This is a genomic window from Paenibacillus algicola (assembly GCF_005577435.1).
GTDB classification, from domain to species: Bacteria; Bacillota; Bacilli; order Paenibacillales; family Paenibacillaceae; genus Paenibacillus_AQ; species Paenibacillus_AQ algicola.
The window spans coordinates 3,832,891-3,856,716 of sequence record NZ_CP040396.1 but is presented as its reverse complement, the minus strand read 5'-3'; the positions used below and the strand labels follow the sequence as shown (position 1 = coordinate 3,856,716).

General features: G+C 42.0%; 14 protein-coding genes and 2 pseudogenes. 14 read left to right on the top strand and 2 right to left on the bottom strand.

Going from position 1 to position 23,826, the window contains the following annotated elements; all coding sequences use genetic code 11:
• Positions 1–37 precede the first annotated feature (37 nt).
• From E6C60_RS17995 to E6C60_RS17935, 13 genes and pseudogenes are all read left to right on the top strand, one after another.
• Positions 38–1,651, top strand: coding sequence for a Tn7-like element transposition protein TnsE (locus tag E6C60_RS17995; RefSeq protein ID WP_138227084.1), 1,614 nt, complete (start codon positions 38–40; stop codon positions 1,649–1,651).
• 552 nt (positions 1,652–2,203) lie between these two features.
• Positions 2,204–3,334, top strand: a complete 1,131-nt coding sequence (locus E6C60_RS17990; protein ID WP_138227083.1) for a sigma-70 family RNA polymerase sigma factor — start codon at positions 2,204–2,206, stop codon at positions 3,332–3,334.
• Between the two features lie 4 nt (positions 3,335–3,338).
• Entirely contained in the window at positions 3,339–6,593 is a 3,255-nt protein-coding gene (locus E6C60_RS17985; RefSeq protein ID WP_175415354.1) for a DEAD/DEAH box helicase, read from the top strand.
• A 123-nt stretch (positions 6,594–6,716) separates the two neighbouring features.
• Positions 6,717–8,267, top strand: coding sequence for a restriction endonuclease subunit S (locus tag E6C60_RS17980; RefSeq protein ID WP_233281055.1), 1,551 nt, complete (start codon positions 6,717–6,719; stop codon positions 8,265–8,267).
• Positions 8,242–9,763, top strand: a pseudogene (locus tag E6C60_RS17975) (class I SAM-dependent DNA methyltransferase). Before E6C60_RS17980 ends, E6C60_RS17975 begins: the two are co-directional and overlap by 26 nt.
• The gene (locus E6C60_RS17970; RefSeq protein WP_175415353.1) at positions 9,753–11,090 is read left to right on the top strand and encodes a restriction endonuclease subunit S; all 1,338 of its coding nucleotides are present in this window, start codon (positions 9,753–9,755) and stop codon (positions 11,088–11,090) included. The pseudogene E6C60_RS17975 and the gene E6C60_RS17970 overlap by 11 nt, the downstream one beginning before the upstream one ends.
• 17 nt (positions 11,091–11,107) lie before the next feature.
• Positions 11,108–14,244: pseudogene (locus tag E6C60_RS17965) on the top strand (type I restriction endonuclease subunit R).
• A 68-nt stretch (positions 14,245–14,312) separates the two neighbouring features.
• On the top strand, positions 14,313–15,542 hold the full coding sequence (locus E6C60_RS17960) for a TRAFs-binding domain-containing protein (protein WP_138227079.1): 1,230 nt from the start codon (positions 14,313–14,315) through the stop codon (positions 15,540–15,542).
• Between the two features lie 11 nt (positions 15,543–15,553).
• A complete protein-coding gene (locus E6C60_RS17955; protein WP_138227078.1) occupies positions 15,554–16,048 on the top strand; it encodes a toll/interleukin-1 receptor domain-containing protein in 495 nt (164 codons plus the stop codon).
• 13 nt (positions 16,049–16,061) lie between these two features.
• The gene (locus tag E6C60_RS17950) at positions 16,062–16,535 is read left to right on the top strand and encodes a TIR domain-containing protein (RefSeq protein ID WP_138227077.1); all 474 of its coding nucleotides are present in this window, start codon (positions 16,062–16,064) and stop codon (positions 16,533–16,535) included.
• Between the two features lie 289 nt (positions 16,536–16,824).
• A complete protein-coding gene (locus E6C60_RS17945) occupies positions 16,825–18,090 on the top strand; it encodes an AAA family ATPase (RefSeq protein WP_138227076.1) in 1,266 nt (421 codons plus the stop codon).
• Positions 18,091–18,609 (top strand): hypothetical protein, encoded by a 519-nt coding sequence (locus E6C60_RS17940; RefSeq protein WP_138227075.1) that lies wholly within the window; start codon positions 18,091–18,093, stop codon positions 18,607–18,609.
• A gap of 906 nt (positions 18,610–19,515) precedes the next feature.
• Positions 19,516–19,857, top strand: a complete 342-nt coding sequence (locus E6C60_RS17935) for a helix-turn-helix domain-containing protein (protein ID WP_138227074.1) — start codon at positions 19,516–19,518, stop codon at positions 19,855–19,857.
• Positions 19,858–20,687: 830 nt separating this feature from the next.
• Here the strand turns inward: E6C60_RS17935 and E6C60_RS17930 are convergent.
• Positions 20,688–21,575, bottom strand: coding sequence for a hypothetical protein (locus tag E6C60_RS17930; RefSeq protein WP_138227073.1), 888 nt, complete (start codon positions 21,573–21,575; stop codon positions 20,688–20,690).
• A gap of 240 nt (positions 21,576–21,815) precedes the next feature.
• Here E6C60_RS17930 and E6C60_RS17925 point away from each other — a divergent pair, with 240 nt between their 5' ends.
• On the top strand, positions 21,816–22,301 hold the full coding sequence (locus E6C60_RS17925) for a hypothetical protein (protein WP_138227072.1): 486 nt from the start codon (positions 21,816–21,818) through the stop codon (positions 22,299–22,301).
• A gap of 49 nt (positions 22,302–22,350) precedes the next feature.
• Here the strand turns inward: E6C60_RS17925 and E6C60_RS17920 are convergent, their stop codons facing one another.
• Complete coding sequence (locus E6C60_RS17920) at positions 22,351–23,571, bottom strand: IS256 family transposase (protein ID WP_138227071.1); 1,221 nt, start codon at positions 23,569–23,571, stop codon at positions 22,351–22,353.
• Positions 23,572–23,826 lie beyond the last annotated feature (255 nt).

The following is a 23,826-nucleotide window of genomic DNA, read 5'->3' as shown; positions in this document are numbered from 1 at the left end:
TATTGCAACCATTCACATCACCAGAGGAGACTTCTTCATGGCAACACTGACGTTAAGATCCTGGCCTTTTCCAGAGAATCACGAGGCGGAATTAGTCTGGTTTGGATCGCCGTTTATGGATTATAAGGGTAACTGGAGAATTCGTGTCGCATTCAAAACATCAGCCGAAAGGATAAAGGTAGTATCCTACCCCTGGGGGACGATTCCTTATTTGCGTATTGGTCAAATCTATTCAAACGGGACTTATGACCAGATTACACCTATGAATGGATCGGCATTCCACATTACCATAGATGCTCTCAACCAAGGCACTGTGACCAACGGTTTTAAGCTGCCTAAACGTTTGATTGATTTTGGTAAAAATCCTGAGCTCGGGTTGCAAAATGTCATTCAGTATCAATCGAATGGTCTTACATACTGTATACCAGTAATTGAATTGATTAGAGCTCTGTTTATTAACTCAAGGTACTTAGCCTACTATTTGCTCCAACCTCATGGCTTGGATTTGTTAATCGATAATAGATATTCATTGGGGGGAACATTGCATTTTGACTTGAGCAATCGAGTTCCAGCCAAATTGGCTACAGACAGCAACGTTCGCCACCTCTCATGGATCTACACAGACCCGATGATTCGGTCCTTGTGGGATTCTGTTTATCAGGGTATGTTCAGTCATGCAGTTAAAAGTTCACCCTATAATCCATCCGCTACCTTAAAGAAAGGTGTACCTCTAACTATTGATCTTCCACCCATAGGCCCTATTGAAATGCATACACGCGGTGTGCAATTTATCGATTATGTGCTTGTCAAAGAGATCATTGCCATAGGCGGATTTCAGCACCCATCAAATGAGATTCTCTTTTGGCATCCCTCTAAGAAACGCCGTGAATGGAGCTCGGGTGACAAGGCGATTCGTATGATTCCTGGTTCTAAAAATTCGGACTATGTACTGAACGATCAAAGCGATAACGCCAAAGAGGATTCAAATCAAGATGTTTTAGAGACTCCTCCTACAATAATGCAGTTTGCCAATTATCCTTTAGTGGAGACTCGTCGAACCAGCGTAAGACATTCAAATACAGGAAATGAAGTCATCGTGACGACTGGACGCGGGGGAAAACATACAGCTGCTTCTGAAGAAGTCAGTACTCAGGATTCCATGGCTGGCGGGGATACCCCACCTATCGACTTTCAGACACTCGAGACGATTCTAGCGTCCGATGCAATCGGTCTTGAACCATTTTTTCTGATGATTGAAATGTTGAAGAAGACATTTCAAGTGAAAGTCAGGATGTCAGTAGTAAGAGTGCCGCCTGGTAAGCGATTCTCTGTCTGTATGAACGGCGCACGCAGAACATGTGCCATAGTTCAGGTGATTAATGGAATCACGTCATCCTATATTATCGAAGTGGCAAGACCGGATGATTGGTCGATTTCTACACTTATTCTCCGTCCAAGAAATCAGTTGTCATTTAGGAAAATAGAGCGAAACATAAGGCAGCTTCTCGATGGATTGGTTCAAAAAGGTGGACATTGGGATCAATCAGTTCTTAACCAATGCGAGACCATGAATATTGAAAAATTAAAGCATTATCAAAGTGATACGATTCGCGAGTGGGCCTCTAGACTTGCAGGTAAGTTAATGACGTAAAGAACCAAATTGGTTCTATCTCAGCAATGAATTACCACGATTGCTTCTAGCTGGATTTGATTACAATGCGCTATATTCTCACGTTCACGATCTTGCCTGGATTTTACCATGTTCAAGTCTCATGTGGATTTGCATTTTAAGTAAATTGCCCATCATTCACTCGAAATAAGTATACAACTGAGCCGACGAATTTCGGGTATCAATTCCTGATATTCGATCGGCTTTTTCTTATTTTGGTATGCTCTTGAGATAGGAGAACGGGTGTACGACTGACTACATAGGAAATGTAACAATCCTTCGCGACTTGATGACGATTCGTATATGAGAAAAAGACCTCAGGAACTCGACTTTAGATTCTTTTCCTGGAGTTGCTCACTAAACAATTGGAAAGTCGTGTGCATGCCGAGCAAGTTATAGCTGATACGAAAACTTCTTTTTCAGGGGAGTGATTCCATTAAAATTCTCACCGATCTATAATTTGATATTGAAATATCAAATTTCATTATGGTAATATTCGTATAGGGTGTTTTTGGTAATTAAGGAGGACTTCAAATGGGCAAAAGTATTCGCGAGGTACAGCAAGTGTTTGAACGTACTTTTCCTGATAAGCAGACAATTCCTTTTGCCGAGGCGAAGGCTCTTCTGCAATCCTTATCTGATGAGCAACTAGAGAACGAAGACGTCGAGATGTTTCTTGAGATTATGGGTTTCCAGAATATCCTGCACAATGACCAGTCCAAGGAAGCAAACGAAGAACCGAGTATTGATGACATTTTAAATATGGAATGGAAGCCGGTCTCTGACCCGAAGGTAATGGATAACTCATCCATTCAGAGTGTTTACTCGAGAAATACTATCCTACTGAAAGGGTACCATGAGACTCGTAACAATCTAGAGTTCGAACAGCTAGTTGTCGATAACATGAAACTTGTTCATAAGTTGGCCTCGAAGTATTTAAGATATTCCAATCACCAACATTCCTATGATGACCTAGTATCAGAAGGTACAATAGGGCTAATGGACGCTATTAGAAAGTTTGATGTGACCAAGGATGTTCAATTCTCGACTTACGCTGTTTGGTGGATACGGCAACGTATAATACGGGCTATCGTCGATACGGGAACAATGATTCGAGTGCCGGTACATATGTTTGAACTGATTCAGAAGATCCGGCGGGAAGAACAAGCTTACGAAGTGGAGAATAACATCCCTGACCAACAGACGATAATTATGCAACTTGGCATTTCTGCAGCCCAATACGAGCGAGCCAAGATCGTTGAGCATCAGGTGTTAGGGATGACGTCCACCGAACAGAATATTTCGGAGGATGGTCAAGAGTCGGAACTAAGTCAATTTATAAGTCTGGAGACGCATCGGTTATTGGGCGAGTACAGTAAAATCTATTTTGATCCTGCACTTTTGGCAGAGCAGCACGACTTGAAGAAGCTGCTTCATGAATTGATAAGCACTCATCTCAAACCACGGGAACAAGAGGTTATTCTGGAACGGTTCGGTTTTGGTGATTGCAAACCGAAAACACTCGAGAAAGTAGGGGAACAGTTCGGAGTAACGCGAGAGAGAATCAGACAGATAGAAGCCAAGGCATTGAAGAAATTAGCAAATAAAATGAGAAAAAGGGCAAACCGCGATGACTACTACTGGCCAGAACCAATGGGAGGTTGACAGGATGAACAATTATAAAAGAATCGAACAAGATCTCTTGCGAATGATGCAGGATTCGAACCAAAAGGTGCTTTTTGTATTCAAAGGGTTTCCAGCTTCATTTTTCGAAACGATGCCTTTGCGCAAGCTGATTCCGTATTCAGTTACAATTTCAATTCATGAGCTCGATCAAGCTAAAGCATCGATTCTGCCGGAGATGTTCCAATCGCTTCACCAAATCAATCAGGCTGCTTGGTGCACCTATGAGGAATATCAAGTCATAGGAACAGAAGTACTGTCCCTTTACTTCAACATCATGATCTATGAAAACAATGTTTATCACCGCACCTTTCCTTGTTTATATAGTATCCCTGCCGCGGAGAGGTTGTTTATCACTTATTTCGAGGATGAGAATTCCACAGAAGAGCCTGAGCAGGATCCGGACTTTGAAATCTTTCAGAAATATTATGGAACGTTAAAGAAAATCGATAATAACTGGTTTATTGTATACGCTGATTCCGAACCGGCGATTGATTACTATTCAATTCCCGACCTCGATCTTCCAGAGCGCAAGTTGGCAAATGACGACACAGCAGAACTTGAGCTTGTAGAAGAAGAAGATGTACTGGTTGGACTAATAGCACGAGTGTTATCGAATACAGCAACCGAGCAACAAGAAGTTCGGATCTCTTACACGGGAGATCTAAGTGTATCAATTCATCGTTATCGCGCGCGAATTCAGCTTCTACAAAGCCTACTTCCTCATATTACGTTTGTACTTACTACCAAGACGACATCACTTGTACCTCAGCTATATGAGACAGAATATTTGCGCGTACTCGAGAAGTACTGGAATTATACGAGTTTCCGCGACTTACGAATGTACAAAGATATTCATGATCCTGAATTTAAGAAGGAAACGGTCTTTATTCCTCAAAGTCAGGTCATTGACAGCATCGTGCAGCAGGCTACATTAGCGCATCAGGGAGAGAGCTATCGCGACATCTTCGTGACCTCTCCAACCGGTGCAGGCAAATCGGTTATGTTTCAAGTACCCGCTATTTACCTTGCTGAAAAATATGGACTAATGACCATCGTTATCTCTCCGTTAATCGGTTTGATGACGGATCAGGTACAAGGCCTGATGGATCGCAATGTGCACATGTCCGCAACGATTAATTCTGAAATTACGCCGGTTGAGAAGATGGGCATCATTGAACGGATTCGGACAAGAGAAATTTCCATTCTCTATATTTCGCCAGAGACGCTACTTAGTCGCTCCGATATTGCGCAATTAATCGGAGACCGAGAGATAGGTCTGTTCGTGATCGACGAGGCACATATCGTCACAACATGGGGGAAAGCATTTCGCTCGGACTACTGGTATTTGGGGAGTTACCTCCAACGCCTACGCAAGAAGGAAATGCAGTTCCCCATTGCTACCTTTACTGCAACTGCAATTTATGGCGGAGTAGAGGATATGTACGCGGAAACAAGAGACAGCCTAAATCTCATTAATCCCATTAGCTACTTTGGATATGTGAAGCGGGATGATCTGGAGGTTCGCATTAAGAAATCCAGCCAGTCGAAGGAAAGGTTTAAGGAATATCTGGAGGATAAATTCAAGGTGCTTGTATTCAGGTTAGAACAATACCTGGCCAAAGACGAAAAAACGCTTGTCTATTTCCCCACAGTCGGATTAATTAATCAGTTTCATGAATTCAGCAAGATCTTTGCGAGCGAGCGATTGCGTCAACATCTTACGTCTTATTACGGTCCTCTCTCTAAAGATCTCAAAAACGGAAACTACAAACGGTTCAAGGAGGGTGAATCGCTAGTCATGCTTGCAACCAAAGCGTTCGGAATGGGTATCGATCTACCCGACATTGTGAATGTGTATCACTTCGCCCCAACTGGGAATGTATGTGACTATGTTCAGGAGATTGGACGTGCTGCAAGGGCACTGGAGCGGGGATACGCTTATTTTGATTTCTTGCCCAAGGACTTCGTTCATGTTAATCGACTGCATGGAATCTCGACAATTCGTAAGCAGCAACTAGTTCAAGTGATGGCAAAAGTTGTTCAACTTATTAACGAAAATAAGCACAGCAGCAATGTGCGTCATCTTCTTGTCAATGCGGAGGAATTTCGATATATATTCCAGCAAGGCGCCGAGGCTAGTGATGAAGTCGATAATAAGCTGAAGACAGCTTTATTGATTATCGAGAAGGATTTTAAAGCCAAAATGGGGTACTCGCCTATTATCGCTCGTCCGAGAAGTGTATTTGCAAAAGAGTACTTTATGATACAGAAAGATCAAGAGCAGCAAATTCTGGAGCGATACGGTAGATACTTTAAAAAGGTTGCAGAAGGACATAAGACGGTGTATGGCAATATCTACACCTGTGATATGAAGAATTTGTGGGAATCGCGGTTTCAGAGCTTATCATTTCCTCAATTCAAATATAAATTTCATTCGAAAGATGAGGATCTAGGACTGCCTTTTTTAGTTAATCTTCTGCCCGTCTTACAGCTGCAACTTGTGCTTAAATCAGTACACCGTGATCAGTTCACGAATGAGCTGAACCATCAATTAGAGCTAATCGCGGATATATTCGGCGCATACGCCAAGGAACGAAGCTACTTCTCCATATCAGAATTTGCGGCAGAGTTGAAGAAGAAAATAAAGGGCGATAAATATTTTTGTGAAAATCTGGCCTCAATTCTGATTCATAGTGCGGACCATTATGATCGGATTATGCAGAAACATTCCAACTTCTATCAGCGATTTATGAAGTATAGCGAATCGAAGGAGAAATACTCCATCCAGAACAGTGGGTATGCGGGATTTCTGGATTGGATCAAGATTGAATGGAGACAAATCCTCAACCAAGGACAGCAAATCAATACCGAACCAAGTCACGTTACAATGTTCTTGCCGAAGGTAAGCCCCGAGAAAGTAGAGAAAACATTTATTCTTCTTGGTATACTAGAAGCTCTGGGCAATTTGATCTATCGCGTGAATGGCGGGGATAATCCCGAAATATTCCTTCGTATCAACTCCCGTATGCAAATCGAACGCAGCATACAAAACCCAGCGAGATATATAAACTATATTTTGGAGAATGTAAAAGAAAGGCATTACCTATCTGTGGCGATGTTAACCCACTTGTTCGAAAATGAAGTGGACAACGATCGATTCTGGGAATACATTGAAAATTATTTTTTAGGAATTATTCCGGATGAGGTTTTGGCCAAAACCGGAAATTCTAGGTCCTAAACTTATCTTTCATTGAATATGTCATGCAAGAAAGAAGGTGATTGAGTGATTGAATCGTTTTGGAATTTATGCTTGCTTCATGAGATTCATTCAAGGGATCAGCTTTTGCGGGAGGCGATTCGAGTGAATTGCACCCGCCAGTCGATTGAGCGGCATAAAACTATCGAATGGGAACAGGAGGCGAGCGCAGAGGAGCTACTCCAATGGATGAAAGAGCAAGTCGGTGAACGGGAGCTGGGGCATTTCCCTGGGGATCGGGATCTATTCCGCCGGCTGTACCATGCGGGCAAAGAACTGGACCTGCTGGAGTATGCATTACGCACGCTGCAGCAGGATCGAATAACCGGGACGCTTATGGCGCATCCCGGAATCATGGAACGCTTTATCGAAATGTGCGACCAAAGCCAGTTTAGCTCCATTCTCATAACAGAGACGGAGAAGTTTCTACAAGGTCTATACGAGACGAAATGCTACATGGGTGATCTTCACATCACGTTTCTGTCGGAAAACTATATGCTCTGCCGTTTACTGAAAATATACTTTGAATTGAATCCTCGGATTACCGTAATTCAAGGGAGCATCTACCAGCCGTTGCAAATGGAAGAGAGATTCGACGCGATTCTGTCCATTCCAACCTTTGGACTAAAGCTTCAGGATGAAGATGAAATCTCGATTCGAGAATCGGAGGGGGCAGCCGTCAGTTTCCTGCTGCCTGTACTGCAGGAGAGAGGCAGACTAAGCGTGACTTTCCCGCCACGCATGATGTTCCAAGGGGGAGCAATCGCAAGCTGGAGACAAGAGATGAACATCGAAGCACCAGTTCAATCAATTTATACGCTTCCGGATGGCTTGTTCAGGCCTTTTACCTCGGTTAGGACATATCAGGTGGAATTCGGTAAGGAAAGTCCACGAGAGGTTCGGATAGGAAGATTAATTATACGGAAGCACAATCTGGAGATTGACCGGGAAGTGATGATTCATCCGGATCAGTTCCAGTTATGGGACAATTGGAGGATCGATCTACTGCTCGACGAAGATCAGGAGAAGTTGCGCTCGTTCCAGGAGGCAGCCATGCCGAAGGAAAAGCTTCGCAACATGGCGGATATATTCCGCGGTAAAGCAATCTCGAAGCAAGAATTGAAGACAGGTAAGATCAGAGTGCTGAATATTTCCAATATGGATGATGGCGAGGTTAAGTTAGAAGGGCTTGAGACTATCGACGAAGAAGAGCGTAAGGTGAAGCGTTATGAAGTGCTTCCCGGTGATCTGGTCATGACATGCAGAGGAACCGTGATTAAACTCGCGATCTTCCCCGACAGCGAAGAAATGGTGATTGCCTCCGCCAACATTATCGTACTTCGGTTTAAGTCGAATTTATTGGCTCAATTTGTAAGGCTTTTTTTAGAGAGTCCGACAGGGATGGCGTTTATTCAAAGCTTCCAGCGGGGAACAACGGTCATGAACTTGAATCCTTCAGATGTTGGAGAAATCGAAATTCCTACACTACCAGAAGAGAAGCAGCATCAATTGGTTGCCCATTATTTGGACGAAAAGAAACGATACAAAGCTGTTATTCTGGAAGCCCACGTAAGATGGGAACAAGCGAAACAAGAAGTTTATCAAAGAATATTTAAAGAGGAGCTTGCTAATGGTAACAGCGAACTTGGGTTTTGAAGAAAAATTATGGAGCATGGCCGACAAGCTGCGCGGCAGCATGGATGCTGCGGAGTATAAGCACGTCGTATTAGGCCTGCTATTCCTTAAATATGTGTCGGATGCTTTTGAAGAGAAATATGAAGAACTGAAGAATGAACCTATGCGGATCCCGAGGATCGGGACGAATATGTTGCCGCGAATATCTTCTGGGTGCCTAAGGATGCTCGTTGGAGCTACATTAAGAACAATGCGAAGAAACCGGAAATTGGCCAAATCATTGACCAAGCGATGATTGAAATCGAGAAGGAAAACCCCTCGCTTAAAGGTGTCTTGCCGAAGGATTATGCTAGACCTGCCCTAGATAAAACGCGCCTTGGTGAAGTTATTGACTTGTTCTCGTTCAAGGTTGGCGATGAAGACAGCCGTTCCAAGGATATACTCGGACGTGTGTATGAATACTTCCTTAGCAAGTTTGCTAGTGCGGAGGGCAAAAACGGCGGCGAATTCTATACGCCGAACAGCGTTGTCCGCTTGCTCGTTGAGATAATTGAGCCATTTAAGGGTCGTGTTTATGACCCTTGCTGCGGATCTGGCGGCATGTTCGTTCAGAGCGAGAAGTTCGTTGAAGAGCATCAAGGTAAGCTCGGAGATATCGCTGTGTATGGCCAAGAATCAAACCCGACGACTTGGAAGCTGTGCAAAATGAACTTGGCGATCCGTGGTCTCGACAGTAACTTGGGTGAACATCATGCGGATACATTTCATAACGATCTTCACAAGAATCTTAAGGCCGATTTCATACTGGCCAATCCTCCGTTCAACATTAGTGATTGGGGCGGCGATCGGTTAACAGAAGACGCCCGTTGGACTTATGGAATTCCACCAGCAGGCAATGCCAACTATGCTTGGATTCAGCACATGGTGAACAAGCTGGCTCCAAGCGGTGTAGCCGGTTTCATTTTGGCAAATGGCTCAATGTCCACGAGTACAGTGGCTGAATTGGACATTCGGAGCAAGCTGGTAAATGCGGATTTAGTGGATTGTATCGTTACACTTCCTGGGCAGTTATTCTATTCGACGCAGATCCCTGTCTGTCTTTGGTTCATGGCGAAGAACAAGGCTCCAAGAGGGCTCCGTGATCGTCGCGGTGAAATTCTGTTTATCGATGCCCGTAAAATGGGACAAATGGTCGATCGTACGCATCGTGAGCTGACTACGGAAGATATCAAGAAGATTGCGAATACATACCACGCTTGGCGCGGTCAGGCCGAAGCCGGGGTATATGAGGATGTTAAAGGTTTCTGCAAAGCTGCGAAACTTGTGAAGTGCAAGAGCATGAATATATTTTGACACCTGGACGGTATGTAGGTATTGAGGATGTCGAAGAAGATAGCGAGCCATTTGAGGATAAGATGGTTAGACTTACATCAGAGCTGGCTGAGCAGTTCGCTAAATCGCGACATTTGGAAGATGAGATTCGTAAGCGGCTTGGAGGGATCGGATTTGATTTTTGATGTTAAAGAAGAAGTTACCCTTGATGAAATCGCTGAATTCCAAAAGGGTTTTGCTTTCAAGTCTGCCGATTTCCAGAATGCTGGAGTGAAAGTTGTAAAGGTTTCAAACCTGACATGGGACTCAATTGATGTGAATAGCTGCATTTGTATTGATGCTTCGAAGGCTGGTCAGTACTCAAGATATGAATTATTGAGTAATGACATTGTAATAACGACAGTCGGATCATGGCCAAACAATCCTGCTTCCGTTGTAGGAAAAGTAATAAAAGTGCCAGCTGAATTAAGTCATTCTCTATTAAACCAAAACGCGGTTAGGGTAAGGGCAAAGAAAGGGACTAATCGACAGTATCTATATTATCTTCTTAAATCTGTTTTCTTCAAAGATTATATAATAGGTACTGCTCAGGGAAGTGCAAACCAAGCTAGTATTACTCAAAACGATATTAAAGCCTTCAAATATCTAGTACCAAGTATTGCTAAGCAAGAAAATATTGGAAATTCTTTAAAGGTGCTAGATGAAAAGTTAGAACTTAATATTGCTATTAACAAACGTCTTGAAGAAATGGCCCAAGCCCTTTTCAAACGCTGGTTTGTGGACTTTGAGTTCCCTAATGAAAACGGTGAACCTTATAAGTCCAGCGGCGGTGAGTTTGAGGAAAGTGAGTTGGGGTTGATTCCGAAGGGATGGAAGATACGTTCTCTAGATGACATAGCTACCTTATTAAATGGATTAGCAATGCAAAAATTCAGACCAGAAGGGTCTGCTTCTATCCCCGTAATAAAGATAAAAGAACTGAATCAGGGAAAAACATCTTCAGATAGTGATAAGGCTAGTCCCACTATTGATGCTAAATATATAGTCAATAATGGTGATGTTTTATTTTCATGGTCTGGAACATTGGAAATCAAATTATGGTGTGGTGGCATCGGCGGATTAAACCAACACTTGTTCAAAGTTACTTCCAAGGAATTTGATAAATGGTTTTATTATTTTTGGACAAAAAACTATATTGAAAAATTCAGACGTATTGCGAGCGATAAAGCAACAACAATGGGTCATATAAAGAGGAGTGATCTTAAGGAATCTAAAGTACTCATTCCAGATCAAAACGTCTATCAATTCGCTACTGCGGTGCTTCACCCTATAGTTGATAAAATGATTCAGCTAACAACTGAGTCATTTGAGTTGGAAGATATTCGGGATTCTCTTTTGCCAAAACTTATGACCGGTGAAATTCGAGTGTCATTTGAACGCGAATACCCACTAGTTCAGAACTTCGACCTGCCAATGGCAGCCGAAAGAAAAATGCAATATTCCACAACCTAACCGAGGGAGGTGCACCCATGGCCCTGTACACCACATCCTACGCCGAGAGCGATCTGGAAGAAGCCGCTCTAGAATGGTTCGAGGAACTGAACTACAACAAAGCCTACGGACCTGAGATCTCGCCTGAAGGTGAATATCCGGAAAGGCAATTCTATAACGACGTCATTCTCAAAGAACGCTTACGTGAAGCGCTGATTCGCATCAACAAACATCTTCCGCGCGAAGCCATCGAGGAAGCGATTCGTATCATTGAAGTGCCTCGCAGCCCGAGCTTAATGATTAACAACAAAGCGTTCCAGAAAATGATCACGGACGGCATTGATGTTCAGTATCGGACTGCTAATGGTGATTATCCGACCGATAAAGTTTGGTTGTTCGATACGCATCCAGACCGCGTCGACAATAACGATTTTCTTGTTGTGAATCAGTTTACGGTCATTGAGAACCAAGTCGATAAGCGCCCAGATGTTGTGGTGTTCGTCAACGGCCTTCCGATCGCGGTTCTGGAGCTGAAGAGCGCCTCTAATGAAGAGGTGGGAATCAGTGATGCGTACAATCAGGTGCAGACCTATAAAAAGGCGATCTCGTCCCTATTCACGTACAACTCCTTCATGGTCATCAGTGACGGGGTCAATGCTAGAGTAGGCACGTTAACGGCTGACGAAGAACGGTTCATGATGTGGCGTACCATTGATGGTGGGGATGTAGCCTCCTCCGCTCTGCCTCAGCTAGAAGTACTAATTAAGGGGATGTTCGAAAAAAGTCGTCTGCTGGACATCATCAAGCATTTTGTGTTGTTTCAGACGGACGGTGAACGTCTATTCAAAATAATGGCCGGTTACCATCAATTCCACGCTACAAATAAGGCGATTGCTGCTACGGAAAGAGCGACACTAGAAGATGGCGACCGCAAGATCGGTGTCATTTGGCATACACAAGGTTCGGGCAAAAGCCTGTCAATGGTCTTTTACGCTGGCAAACTGGTTCTGACACTCGATAACCCGACGATTGTCGTTGTGACAGACCGTAACGATCTCGACGATCAGTTGTATGCTACGTTCAGCAAGTCGAAAGATTTGCTCCGTCAAACCCCGCAGCACGCCGAAGACCGCACTCACTTGAAACAGTTGCTATCGGTGGAGTCGGGCGGAATTATTTTCACAACGGTCCATAAGTTTACGCCTGAAGAAGGCGAAGCCAAATATCCTGTACTCACGGATCGTCGGAATGTCATCGTAATGGCGGACGAAGCGCATCGCAGTCAATACGGCTTTCAAGCAGAAATGGTCACATCGGATGAGGAAGCTAACATCAAGTACGGCTATGCGAAATATATGCGTGATGCATTACCGAACGCTTCCTACATTGGATATACCGGAACGCCGGTTGAGTTGACGGATAAGAACACCCCGGCTGTTTTCGGTGATTATATCGACATCTATGACATGACTCGGGCAGTGGAAGATGGCACGACCGTCAAGATTTACTATGAGAGCCGTATCGCGCGGTTGGAGCTATCGGATACAGAGCGTCCGGTTATCGATGAGGAGTACGAGGAGATTACCGAGTATCAGGAGCACACCCAGCAAGAGAAGTTGAAGTCTAGATGGGCGCGGCTTGAGGCTCTTGCCGGTTCGGCGAAACGGATTAAACAGGTCGCAAAAGATATGGTTGAGCACTACGAGCAGCGCAAAGGGGCTACGTTCGGTAAAGCGATGATCGTTGTCATGTCGCGGCGGATTGCCATCGATCTGTACAAGGAGATTATTGCTCTTCGCCCGGACTGGCACAGTGATGACGACAATGAAGGCAAAATCAAAATCGTCATGACTGGAAGCTCAAGTGATCCTGCGGAGTGGCAACCTTATATAGGGAATAAGCGTCGTCGGGAGCATTTGGCCAAACGGATGAAGGATTTGAACGATCCGTTGGAGATCGTCATCGTGCGTGATATGTGGCTGACTGGATTTGACGTTCCAAGCATGAACACCATGTACATTGATAAACCGATGAAAGCCATAACCTCATGCAGGCTATTGCCCGAGTCAATCGTGTATTCCGTGACAAGCCAGGCGGACTCATCGTAGACTACATCGGTATTGCAGATATGTTGAAGTCGGCACTCCAGCAATACACGGAAAATGATCGCAAGACCGCGGGAATCGACACGGATCAAGCTATTGACTTCATGTTGGAGCGAATTCAGCTCATCCGCGAACAGTTGCATGGTCACGACTTCTCGAAATTCGCATCGGAGAAAGCTTCCGAGCGAATGAAAGCCATCGCCGAGACGGTGGATTACGTGCTGGGGCTTGGTGATCAAGGCAAACGCAATTTCGTCAATTGGACGACGGAGCTGGCGAAAGCTTACGCACTCTGCGCCACGACGGAAGCTGCTGAGTCGGTCAATCTGGAAATCAGCTTTTACAAGGCTGTGAAATCAGGCATCGTCAAAATCATCACGACTGAGAACAAGAAGAAAACGACGAATGAACTGGATGCGGAATTGAACCAGTTGATTTCTAAATCGGTTATGTCCGATGAGGTCGTCGATATCCTCGAAGCAGTTGGCTTGCAGAAGCCGAACATCGCGATTTTGTCGAATGAATTCCTTGAGCATGTTCGAGGATTGAAGCAGAAGAACCTCGCTGTCGAATTGCTAAGAAGGCTTCTTCAAGGCAAGGTAAAGGCCGTATCTCGCACCAGCATTGTACAATCAAAGAAGTTCTCTGAAATGCTTGAAGAAGCTATTCGTAAGTACAATAATCGGACTATTGAGACAACGCAGGTAATCGAAGAGCTCATCCAGATGGCCAAGGAAATGAACGCTGCCGTCAAGCGTGGTGAAGACCTCGGCCTCATCAAGGAGGAAGTAGCATTTTATGACGCGTTGGCTTCCAATGAGGCTGCCAAAGAGCTAATGGGAGATCTTGTTCTTAAGCAGATCGCTCATGAGTTGACCCAGGCTATCAAGAACAATATCAAGGTGGACTGGACTCTGCGGGAGAATGTACGGGCCCAGATGCGGATTACGGTCAAGAGACTCTTGAAGAAATACGGGTACCCGCCTGATCTTGAGAAAATGGCAATTGATTTGGTGCTTCAACAGGCGGAGTTAATGGCTCAAGCAGAGACAGAAGAATTTAAATATTAACTGACACCAGGGCGTAGCTTAAAGTTATTCTTATTTAGCTACGTCTTTGTAGTTGAGGGGGACGTACTATGTCAAAGAAAGTCTGTTTTGTCGTAATGGGTTATGGTGTTAAGACTGACTACTCAACTGGTAGAGAGCTTGACTTAGATAAAACATATCGAAATATTGTAAGGCCAGCGGTAATCGAAGCGGGACTTGAGTGTATACGAGCTGATGATATAAAGCACTCAGGAATCATAGATGCTCCGATGTATCGTTACCTCTATTCCGCGGACGTAGTAATAGCAGACTTGTCTACTTATAATCCTAATGCATTCTATGAACTTGGAATAAGGCATGCGCTAAGACCACATACGACAATTGCAATTGCAGAAAAAGAACTCAAGTATCCATTTGATTTAAATCATACAGTCATTCGTCCTTATGAACATCTTGGTAAAGGTATCGATCATGATGAGGTTATGCGATTCCGAGGAGAACTTCAGGACGCAATCCAAACCATCTTGAGCAATCCAAGTGTAGATAGCCCAGTTTATACTTTTCTAAACGAATTAGCTCCTCCAATTTTAAAGTCGACAATTGAAGTAGTAAGTTTGCCAGATGTAACAGATTCATTAAGCTCTATTTTAGAGTCTGCACAAAAGGCTATGAATAAGGATGATTTTCTTGTTGCAAAAGGGCTTTTTCATGCGGCGCTATCAATCGATCCGAATAGCACGTATATTAAACAGAAAATCGTATTAGCCACTTATAAAAGCAAACATCCCAACAATCGCTCGGCATTAAATGAAGCTTTTGAGATGTTACAAACATTAAATCCGGAAAGTACAACTGATCCAGAAACATTAGGTCTTCTGGGAGCTGTCTGCAAGAGGCTATGGGAAGAAACAGGTGTGCGATCTTGGCTAGATAAAGCTATATTCTATTACGAAAAAGGGTTTTACATAAAAAATGATTATTATAACGGCATTAATTTTGCATTCCTTTTGAATGTACGAGGAAACATTAGCGATAAAAATGAAGCTATAGCTGACTATGTAAATGCATCGAGGGTGCGAAATAAAGTGATTGAAATATGCAAGTCACTACTTGAGAACAATTTCGAATCAAGGGGCGACAGGTATTGGATTCTTGCGACACTACAAGAGGCGTATTTTGGTATCGATATGCTGGTAGAATATGCAGTTTTTAAAACACGAGCAGAAACTTATGTTACGGGTGCTTGGGAACGAGATTCAACAGAGGAACAAATCAATAAACTTTCAGTTCTTTTGGAACGGTCACCATTAAATGCTTAGGAGGGCAAGGTATGACCAAAATATTTATTTCACATAAGAAGGAAGATTCAGAACTAGCAAATTCCATTGCATACCAACTCCAGAGGAGTGGAGTTGGTGTGTACCTCGATGTATTAGATTCACGGTTACAAGATAATGGCGAAGAATTATCAAATTATCTACAAGAAAAGCTAAGTCAATGCTCTCATCTGTTGGCGGTACTATCCTACAATACAAGATTGTCATGGTGGGTACCATTTGAAATTGGAATAGCAACGGAAAAACAATATCCAATCTCTAGTTATATTACAGTTGGATCTAAAACCGATATTCCAGAATATCTATGGAAATGGCCCGTGTTAAGGTCTTCGGAGGATTTACAGAAGTATATTTTCTTACTGAACAAGTCTTCTTCACTTCTATTAAGTGAAGAGAAGAAGCATTGGCAATATTCAATTAAGGGCACACCTAAGAATTATGCTGATGCTCTCCATAGAAGATTGAAACTAAATTTGGGGCAACCTTAAGAGAGGGATAAAAATGGGCTTACCTAGAACATTTATTGGTTTCAGTAGCACCGATATTCATTATTATCGTCTTATGCAAGCGTGGAAGAAAAATGAGAACATTGATTTTAATTTTACTGATTGCCAGTTATCAACTGAGGTTAATTCAGAAAATGAAGCTTATATTAAGAGACGTTGTAGAGAACGCATAAACATGTCAGGGTATTATATTATGTTGATTGGCGAGGACACTCGGTATAAGCATAAGTATGTTAAATGGGAGGCGGAAGTAGCCAAAGAAAAAGGATGCACTATTATTGGGGTTAATTTAAACAGTTCAAGAAGTTTTGATTCAACTCGTACCCCCGCAGTAATCAAAGATATCGGAGCGATATTTGTACCATTTACACCGAAGATAATTAAATATGCTCTTGAAAATTATCAGATGAAGGCATCTGATGATTATCATTATAAAGATTCGGTTTATAAAAGTTTGAGTCTTTCGTAAGGGGGATACAATTAAATTATCGACAAAATGGAACTGTAAATTAGAAATAATAAAGAATCCATTGGCTGCAATAAACTAATTGAGTTTAATGCTTTTTTTCTATTTTTCACATGCTGAATGATATAAGATATTTAACTATTTTGAACGAAACAGTTTGAATGATGAAAATGCTTGTGAATAGTGGGGATAATCCTTATTTGTTGAGAAAATGGGAAGACTGATCAATAAGAAGAAAAAGTTCGAAGGTGATTTATAAAGTTTACTCGAACGCCAAGAGGGAGGAAAGTTCATGCTTAAGGAAGTAAGATACATCAACTGGAAAAGTTTTGGTAAGACTACTTTATATATAGACCCCTTAACGATCTTAATTGGAACCAATGCAAGCGGTAAATCCAATGCTCTTGATGGACTGGCGTTCCTAAAGAGATTAGCACAGGGTAAAGATCTGCAAAGCGCATTAATGGGCGAATCAACAGTTATTTTAGATTCAAAAATTAATGCTGTCCGTGGTGGCGTTGAATGGGCAGCTAGAAAGCCCGGGACAGTATTCACCTTAGAGACATTGATTTCTATTAATGAGAATTTTGATTATGAATACAGACTTGAGGTAAGAACAGAGCCTCATGTTGAACTTATGTCTGAGTCACTTGCTTTGTTAGAATATAAAAAAAGATCTGAGAAACGGACGGAGTTATTTGGAGCGACTGTTGTACAAGATGACAGTCCAAGTGTACTTGTATCTTTATATAATGGGCTAAAAGGAAGACCTAAAAAGAGAGAATTCAGAAGAAATGTATCAATTTTAAGTCAATTACGAAATCAAGAATTAAAAGATGAAGTAATTAAAGGTATAGAAACAGTCATTTCTACTCATGAGAATGTATTTATTCTTGATCCAGTCCCAGCATTAATGCGTGACTATAGTTCGTTGTCAAATGTGTTGGCTAGTAATGCACATAATATTGCAGGTGTCATTGCGGCGTATCCATCGTTAGAGCAGAAAGAGCTTGAGAATTTACTCTCAAGTTATGTTACCCGATTGCCTGAAGGAGATATCCGGAGAGTATGGGCGGAACCTGTTGGGAGATTTAATAGTGATGCAATGCTGTACTGCGAAGAAAAATGGAGTACAGCTGTGGAAACATTAATTATGGATGCCAGAGGGATGTCTGACGGAACATTGCGCTTTCTTGGTATTCTTACAGCCTTACTAACTAGGCCGGAAAATTCATTGATTGTTATAGAGGAAATTGATAACGGCTTACATCCGTCCAGAGCTCAATTGTTATTGAATATGTTAAAGGAGATTGGAACGGATCGAAAGATTGATATATTAATGACAACGCATAACCCTGCATTAATGGATGCTCTCGGTCCTGAGATGGTTCCTTTTGTTATTACGGCGCATCGTTCTTGGGAAACAGGTGAAAGTAAACTTACACTGCTTGAGGAGATAGATAATTTACCGAAATTGTTAGCATCCGGGCCAATTGGCAAGATAGCGACCAATGGGAAACTTGAAGAAGTCCTCTCCAAACGCAAGGAGGGGAACTAATTGTCAGTTAAAAAGATACTGATTATCGATACTTCCATTTTATGCTGTTGGATTAATGTCCCTGGAAAAGAGGTTTGTGGGAGCGATACTGACCGATGGGATTCAGAAAGAGCAAAGAAAAAAATAGATGATGAGGTTCGAAGCGGAGCTACATTGGTATTACCCCTAGCGACAATTATTGAAACGGGAAACCACATCTCTCAATCAACTGGTGACAGATATGGTACGGCCAAAAGATTAATTGCAATTATTAATAAGGCTATTCAGAATGAAACCCCTTGGGCTGCTTTCTCTGATCAATCGATTCTCTGGGGCGAAGATGAAGTGAGTAGGTTAACGGAAGAGTGGCCAACTCTTGCTGCCCAAGGAATTTCTATAGGCGATGCAACTATAAAAACCGTTGCAGACTACTACGCTAAAATTCAAAGTTATCAGGTAGAGATACTAACGGGTGACGCGGGCTTGAAGTCATATGAACCTATTCGATTGATGCCTACACCAAGAAGGCGGAAAAGGTAATTGTTTTTGTCCATCAAGTTACAAAGCATTGTGAGAGTCAACCTTAGCTTAGACTGGCTAAAGGAAAAATTAACATAATTGCTTAAAGGCAAAAACTTACCCCTCAAGTACGCAGATGGCATGATTTTCATGCCAAGCGACGCCAGTCTAATACTTTATTTTTCGTTACTATTACTGTTGAAGTCACATCCGGAGAAGTAGTCTAAAACTTATTTCTGAAAAGCTGACGATTTTTCAACTCAAAAACCGCGTCAAATCAACAACTCCAGTCTAATACTTTATTTTCTTTGAACAAATTATTGTGAGATGCAAATAAACTCATATCCCTCTCTCCAAACTCGTATCAAAGCAAATAAAGTCGTATCAGAGCTGAGCAGTTCAGGATTATTTCCTGTCATTTGCTCAGCTTTTCTTTTGTTTCAGGGGATAGGGATTAGGGGAGATGGAAGGAAAATGCAGGCTTTTTCTCAGGCATTCCTATGCCCTATAGCCCTGTCTTATCCCTGTCCTTTCCCTGCATTTTCCGATACGACTTTATTTTCATTTCCCAAGCCATGTTTCAGGCAGTTCTCAGGCTTTTTCTCCTGTTTTGCCCATACGACTTTATTTACTCAAGTTGTCAGAAAGTACAGGGGAAAGGGGCGAGGAAAGGCGTAGTGACGGGCTTTTTTGAAGGTGAGGGGAGCGGGGGCGGAGCGATACGACTTTATTTTCGTTACATAATTATGTCCGGTAATAAAGATGTCTGGAAATAGTAAAAGATCTATGGAACCAGTAAAAGATGTGTGGAACCGAAATGTAAAATGAATGATTTTTAACATCTAGAAGGGAGCCCGCGGGATTGATTCGTGGCTCCCTTTTAAAATGCTAAAAAACAATATACATACTTCATGATTGGTGGTGAAAATGTTGAATGACATTGGCCATAAAATAAAATGTATCCGTAAAGAGAACAATTTAAACCAAGTTCAGTTTGCAAAAAGCATAGGAATTTCTCAAGGGAACCTGAGTGAAATTGAAATGGGGAATAGTAATCCGTCCGCGGAAACGCTTATATCAATACGAACACAATATAACGTGAACTTGAACTGGTTATTAACCGGAGTGGATACGGATGATGGTGTAACATATGTAGAAGAGATTGAGAAGAATTTAATAGATGTGTTCAGAAACCTTGATGATTACCATAAAAACGAAATAGTTGAAATAATACGCCTTAAATTGAGATTGAGATCATTACTTTATTAGGGCTCTTCGCTATACTTCGTGGCTAAAGTTACGTTTTCTTGACTGATAGAGCGATTTGACATGGAGCCTCTGCGGGCATGAGTACTCACGAAAGCCGCGAAGCACAAGGACTTCGCGATGCTAATCAGCATATCATGCCCGCCACTCCATATAAAATCGCAGTTTATTTACCCATTTTGAGTAGCGAGGAAGCTTTATTAGTTATATATTTGGATTTCCCGTTTTAACCGGTTACATATTTTACAGACCTAATAGGTCATGGCATTTTACAACGAATAAAACACCAAGGTATTACTCTTAATGTTATGCGTAAAATCCATCGAGAGCTTGGACCAAATTTGATGTAAAATGATTCATAGGGAAGACCTCTTTCTTGTGAGTTGATTGTAGTGACTTAATTCTACAAGAAAGGTTTTCCTCTTTGCTAAGTATCTATTTACACAAGATATTTTACGCTCTCGCAATAAGACCTTTCAAGATTGGTTGGACTCCTACAGAAGAAATTTCAGTTAGACCAGGAGTACCGATTCGTGAATTTGCTGAACTTCAGGGTGGAATGATATACTATCAAACTAATAAAAAAAATAAAACACCGGTGAATACCCCTACACTTGTTACAGCCCCAGAAAAACAAACTAATCCTGCCCCCGAGACGTTATCTATGTCTGCTAAAATAATGGTTTCAGGGATAGTAACATATAAGGTCGGTAAGTTTATTATTTCTGTTGTGTTGGTACCTCCATCAGGGGGTCGAGTTTATTCTTGAACCTTGCACCGTAAGATGAATAAGAGGGGACAACCCATTAATTATGAGTTATCCCCTCTTTTAATTATTCAACCAATCTCGCGATGTACCTCGGTGGATATTCGAAGGATGGGACATGTTCATTATTGTCTTCGATACCTAGTAAAGGCCAAAAGTATTCTCTGAGTTTACGTAATTGGTCATCCGAGTAATCATTAATGTTATCCGTTAGTCCTAATAATAAACCTAACTTATCCTGCTGGTCTAAAGACTCAATCACACCACATGGTGCATTTTTGCGAATACAATCTAAGCCGCCTAATTGATTAATATGGTGTGTGCTTAGATAATTGAGCCAGAAATAACCGCGTAAGCGCTGGGTGTAACCTGGCGGGCTGCTCGTGTCGATTGACCAGTGAGTCTCGAAAGGTGTTCTTGTATGACTGCTTGCAGCGGTGGATTCATAAGTAATGAAGCCTGTAACTCCTTCAAGTAAAATGATTGCTTGTTTAAATAAATCAACAAAATCATTTTGAACATGCGAAGGGATATAGTTGTTGAACAATCGTTCATTTAAAGATAGACTAAAATTATTTGGAAAAATTCTACTTTTTGCTAACTCTGGTGAATATGTAGAGGCTTGGTTACAGCTAATTCCCACAGTATAAAGCCCTGGATAATGCCGATCCATAGCTTCATCGTGAAGATCATAGTAGTGGAAGATATCTAGGCACTCAATTTTGCCTTGCAGGAAGTAATCGTAGACCTTCGATATATTCTTGTTGTTTATTTGCATGGTCTTTTCTTTACCTTTCATGAATTCAATCATAATATCTAGATCTTCTTCAATGTATCCTAGAAAAAGATCGAAAAATTGTTGCAGTAAAGAGACGAGTTGTTCTCCTTTATCATTTAGTATTTTGTAGGTTGTAACATGCATGCTCATTGCTTTGGAAAAAACTAGGTTTTCCATAAACTACCCCCATTGGCATTGTTATTACGATAATCGCAAGACTCAGAACTAATTATATTTTAAGGCCAAATAGCTATAATTACCATAATGTTTAGTTTTGGAGCAATTAATGTTTCAAGCAATTTTTTTGGTTTCGTGCCTTCGCAGGGGCTCTGCTTATATAGGCTCCATGTCAAACCTATTCAAGGATTTTATTACTTGTATTTTGATAAGAACTATGAATAAAAAGAGGTGTTCAAAATGAGTGAATTTAGTGAAAGTTATCATCTGATGGCTGTAGATAGAGAAACAGCTATAGAACTAATTAAGAAGTCTGGAAACAAAGGATATGTATTTGAAGAAAAAAATGGATGGGTTACTTTCCTGATAGATGGACCAGGCTTTGATATAAATGAATCAGTTGTTCGGTGCAATTCTGGATTACTGGCTCATTATATTTACGCAGAAGATCATGGGTGGCAATTTCAAATTTTCAATAAAGATAAGATTGTCTTTGATTATAAATGTGATTGGAGTGATGAAATAATCATTGATAAAGATTGTTTTGATTTAGAAGTGATTAACGAGTTGATTGTCAGTCAAGGAAATGAAACAAGTAACATAGAAGAAATTTTTGATATTGATGAATATGATTTTGAGGACCCACCGGCATATCAGTTAGCTGAAAAAATTGGATTAGTAAATTATGAATGGATATCCTTAGGGTCTGTCAATAAGTTTGTGTAAACTCTAAATCAAGAGTTCCCCTGTTAATGTTAAGAGAAGAAGATGCTCTTTAAGGCAGATGCTGGCCAATCCGTTCAGGATAAAAGACGGATAATTGAAGCAGGATCTGACCCCAGTTTTGGACTCGGCCTGTCCACTTGCGGGTGACATCGACCGTCACTAAATAGAGCATTTTGAGAAGAGATTCATCCGTAGGGAAGATGCTTTTCCCTTTCGTCACTTTACGGAGTTGGCGGTGGTAGCTCTCAATCATATTGGTCGTATAAATGAGCTTACGAAGCTCAGGTGGGTACTTAAAGAACGTGGCGAGTTCTTCCCAATTATTGCGCCATGAACGGATAATAAGTGGGTACTTGGTTCCCCAGATCTCCTCAAACCGGTCCAACTCCAGCAGAGCCATCTCCTCCGTCGTCGCCTTGTAGATCGGTTTTAAATCCGAGGTCACCTTCTTGAGATCTTTATAGGATACATAACGGGTGGAGTTGCGGATTTGGTGAATGATACATTTTTGGATTTCCGTGCTGGGATAGCAAGCTGAAATCGCTTGTGAGAAGCCTGTAAGGTTATCTACACAAGTAATGAGAATGTCCTGAACGCCGCGATTTTTCAATTCATTGAGCACACTGAGCCAGAACTTTGCAGACTCATTCTCACCAATCCACATGCCAAGGACGTCTTTGTTTCCATCCAAATCAATGCCAATGACCATGTAAGCAGACTTGTTGACGATGGCCCCATCCTGTTTCACCTTGAAATGAATGGCGTCCAGAAACACCACAGCATACACGCTCTGTAGGGGGCGATTCTGCCACTCTTTCACGAGAGGGATAATCTTGTTGGTCACGTTAGAGATGAAGGTCGGAGAGACATCGAGGCCGTACAGCTGCTGCAGATGGTCCTGAATCTCACGAGTGCTGATGCCTTTAGCATAGAGGGCGATAATCTGGTCCTCAATGCCTGTCACATTGGACTGATGTTTCTTGACCACTAACGGCTCAAACTCACCTTCACGGTCTCGAGGTACCAAAATTTGCTGCTCACCATATTCACTGGTGATCTTCTTTTTGCTCTTGCCGTTTCGGCTGTTTGTTGTCTGCTTGCTCTTCACGACATGCTTCTCGTAACCCAAATGCTGGTCCATTTCGGCCTCCAGCATTTCCTGAAGTGTTTCTGCAAACAGATCTTTCAAGGCGTTTTGTGCATCCTGCGCGGTCACCAGATTATTCTCTTTAATGAAGGCGCGCAACTGTTGTTTATCCCAAAGTCCCATGTGTTCTCCCAACCTTTCTACTATGTTTCATTTTAATAGTTTTGGGAGTTTACACAATCTATTTTACAGACTCTATCCTTAGATTATTTGATTAGTGATGACTTAAATAATAAAGCGATAGTCTATGTAGGATAATATATGTGATCCTCCAGCCTACAAAAATAATGTGACTTGATCTGGACTTTTAATTACGTCAGATTAACACTTTCATGATCGGGACTGTTCTACGTTTGAACACCATGAGTCTCGCTCAAT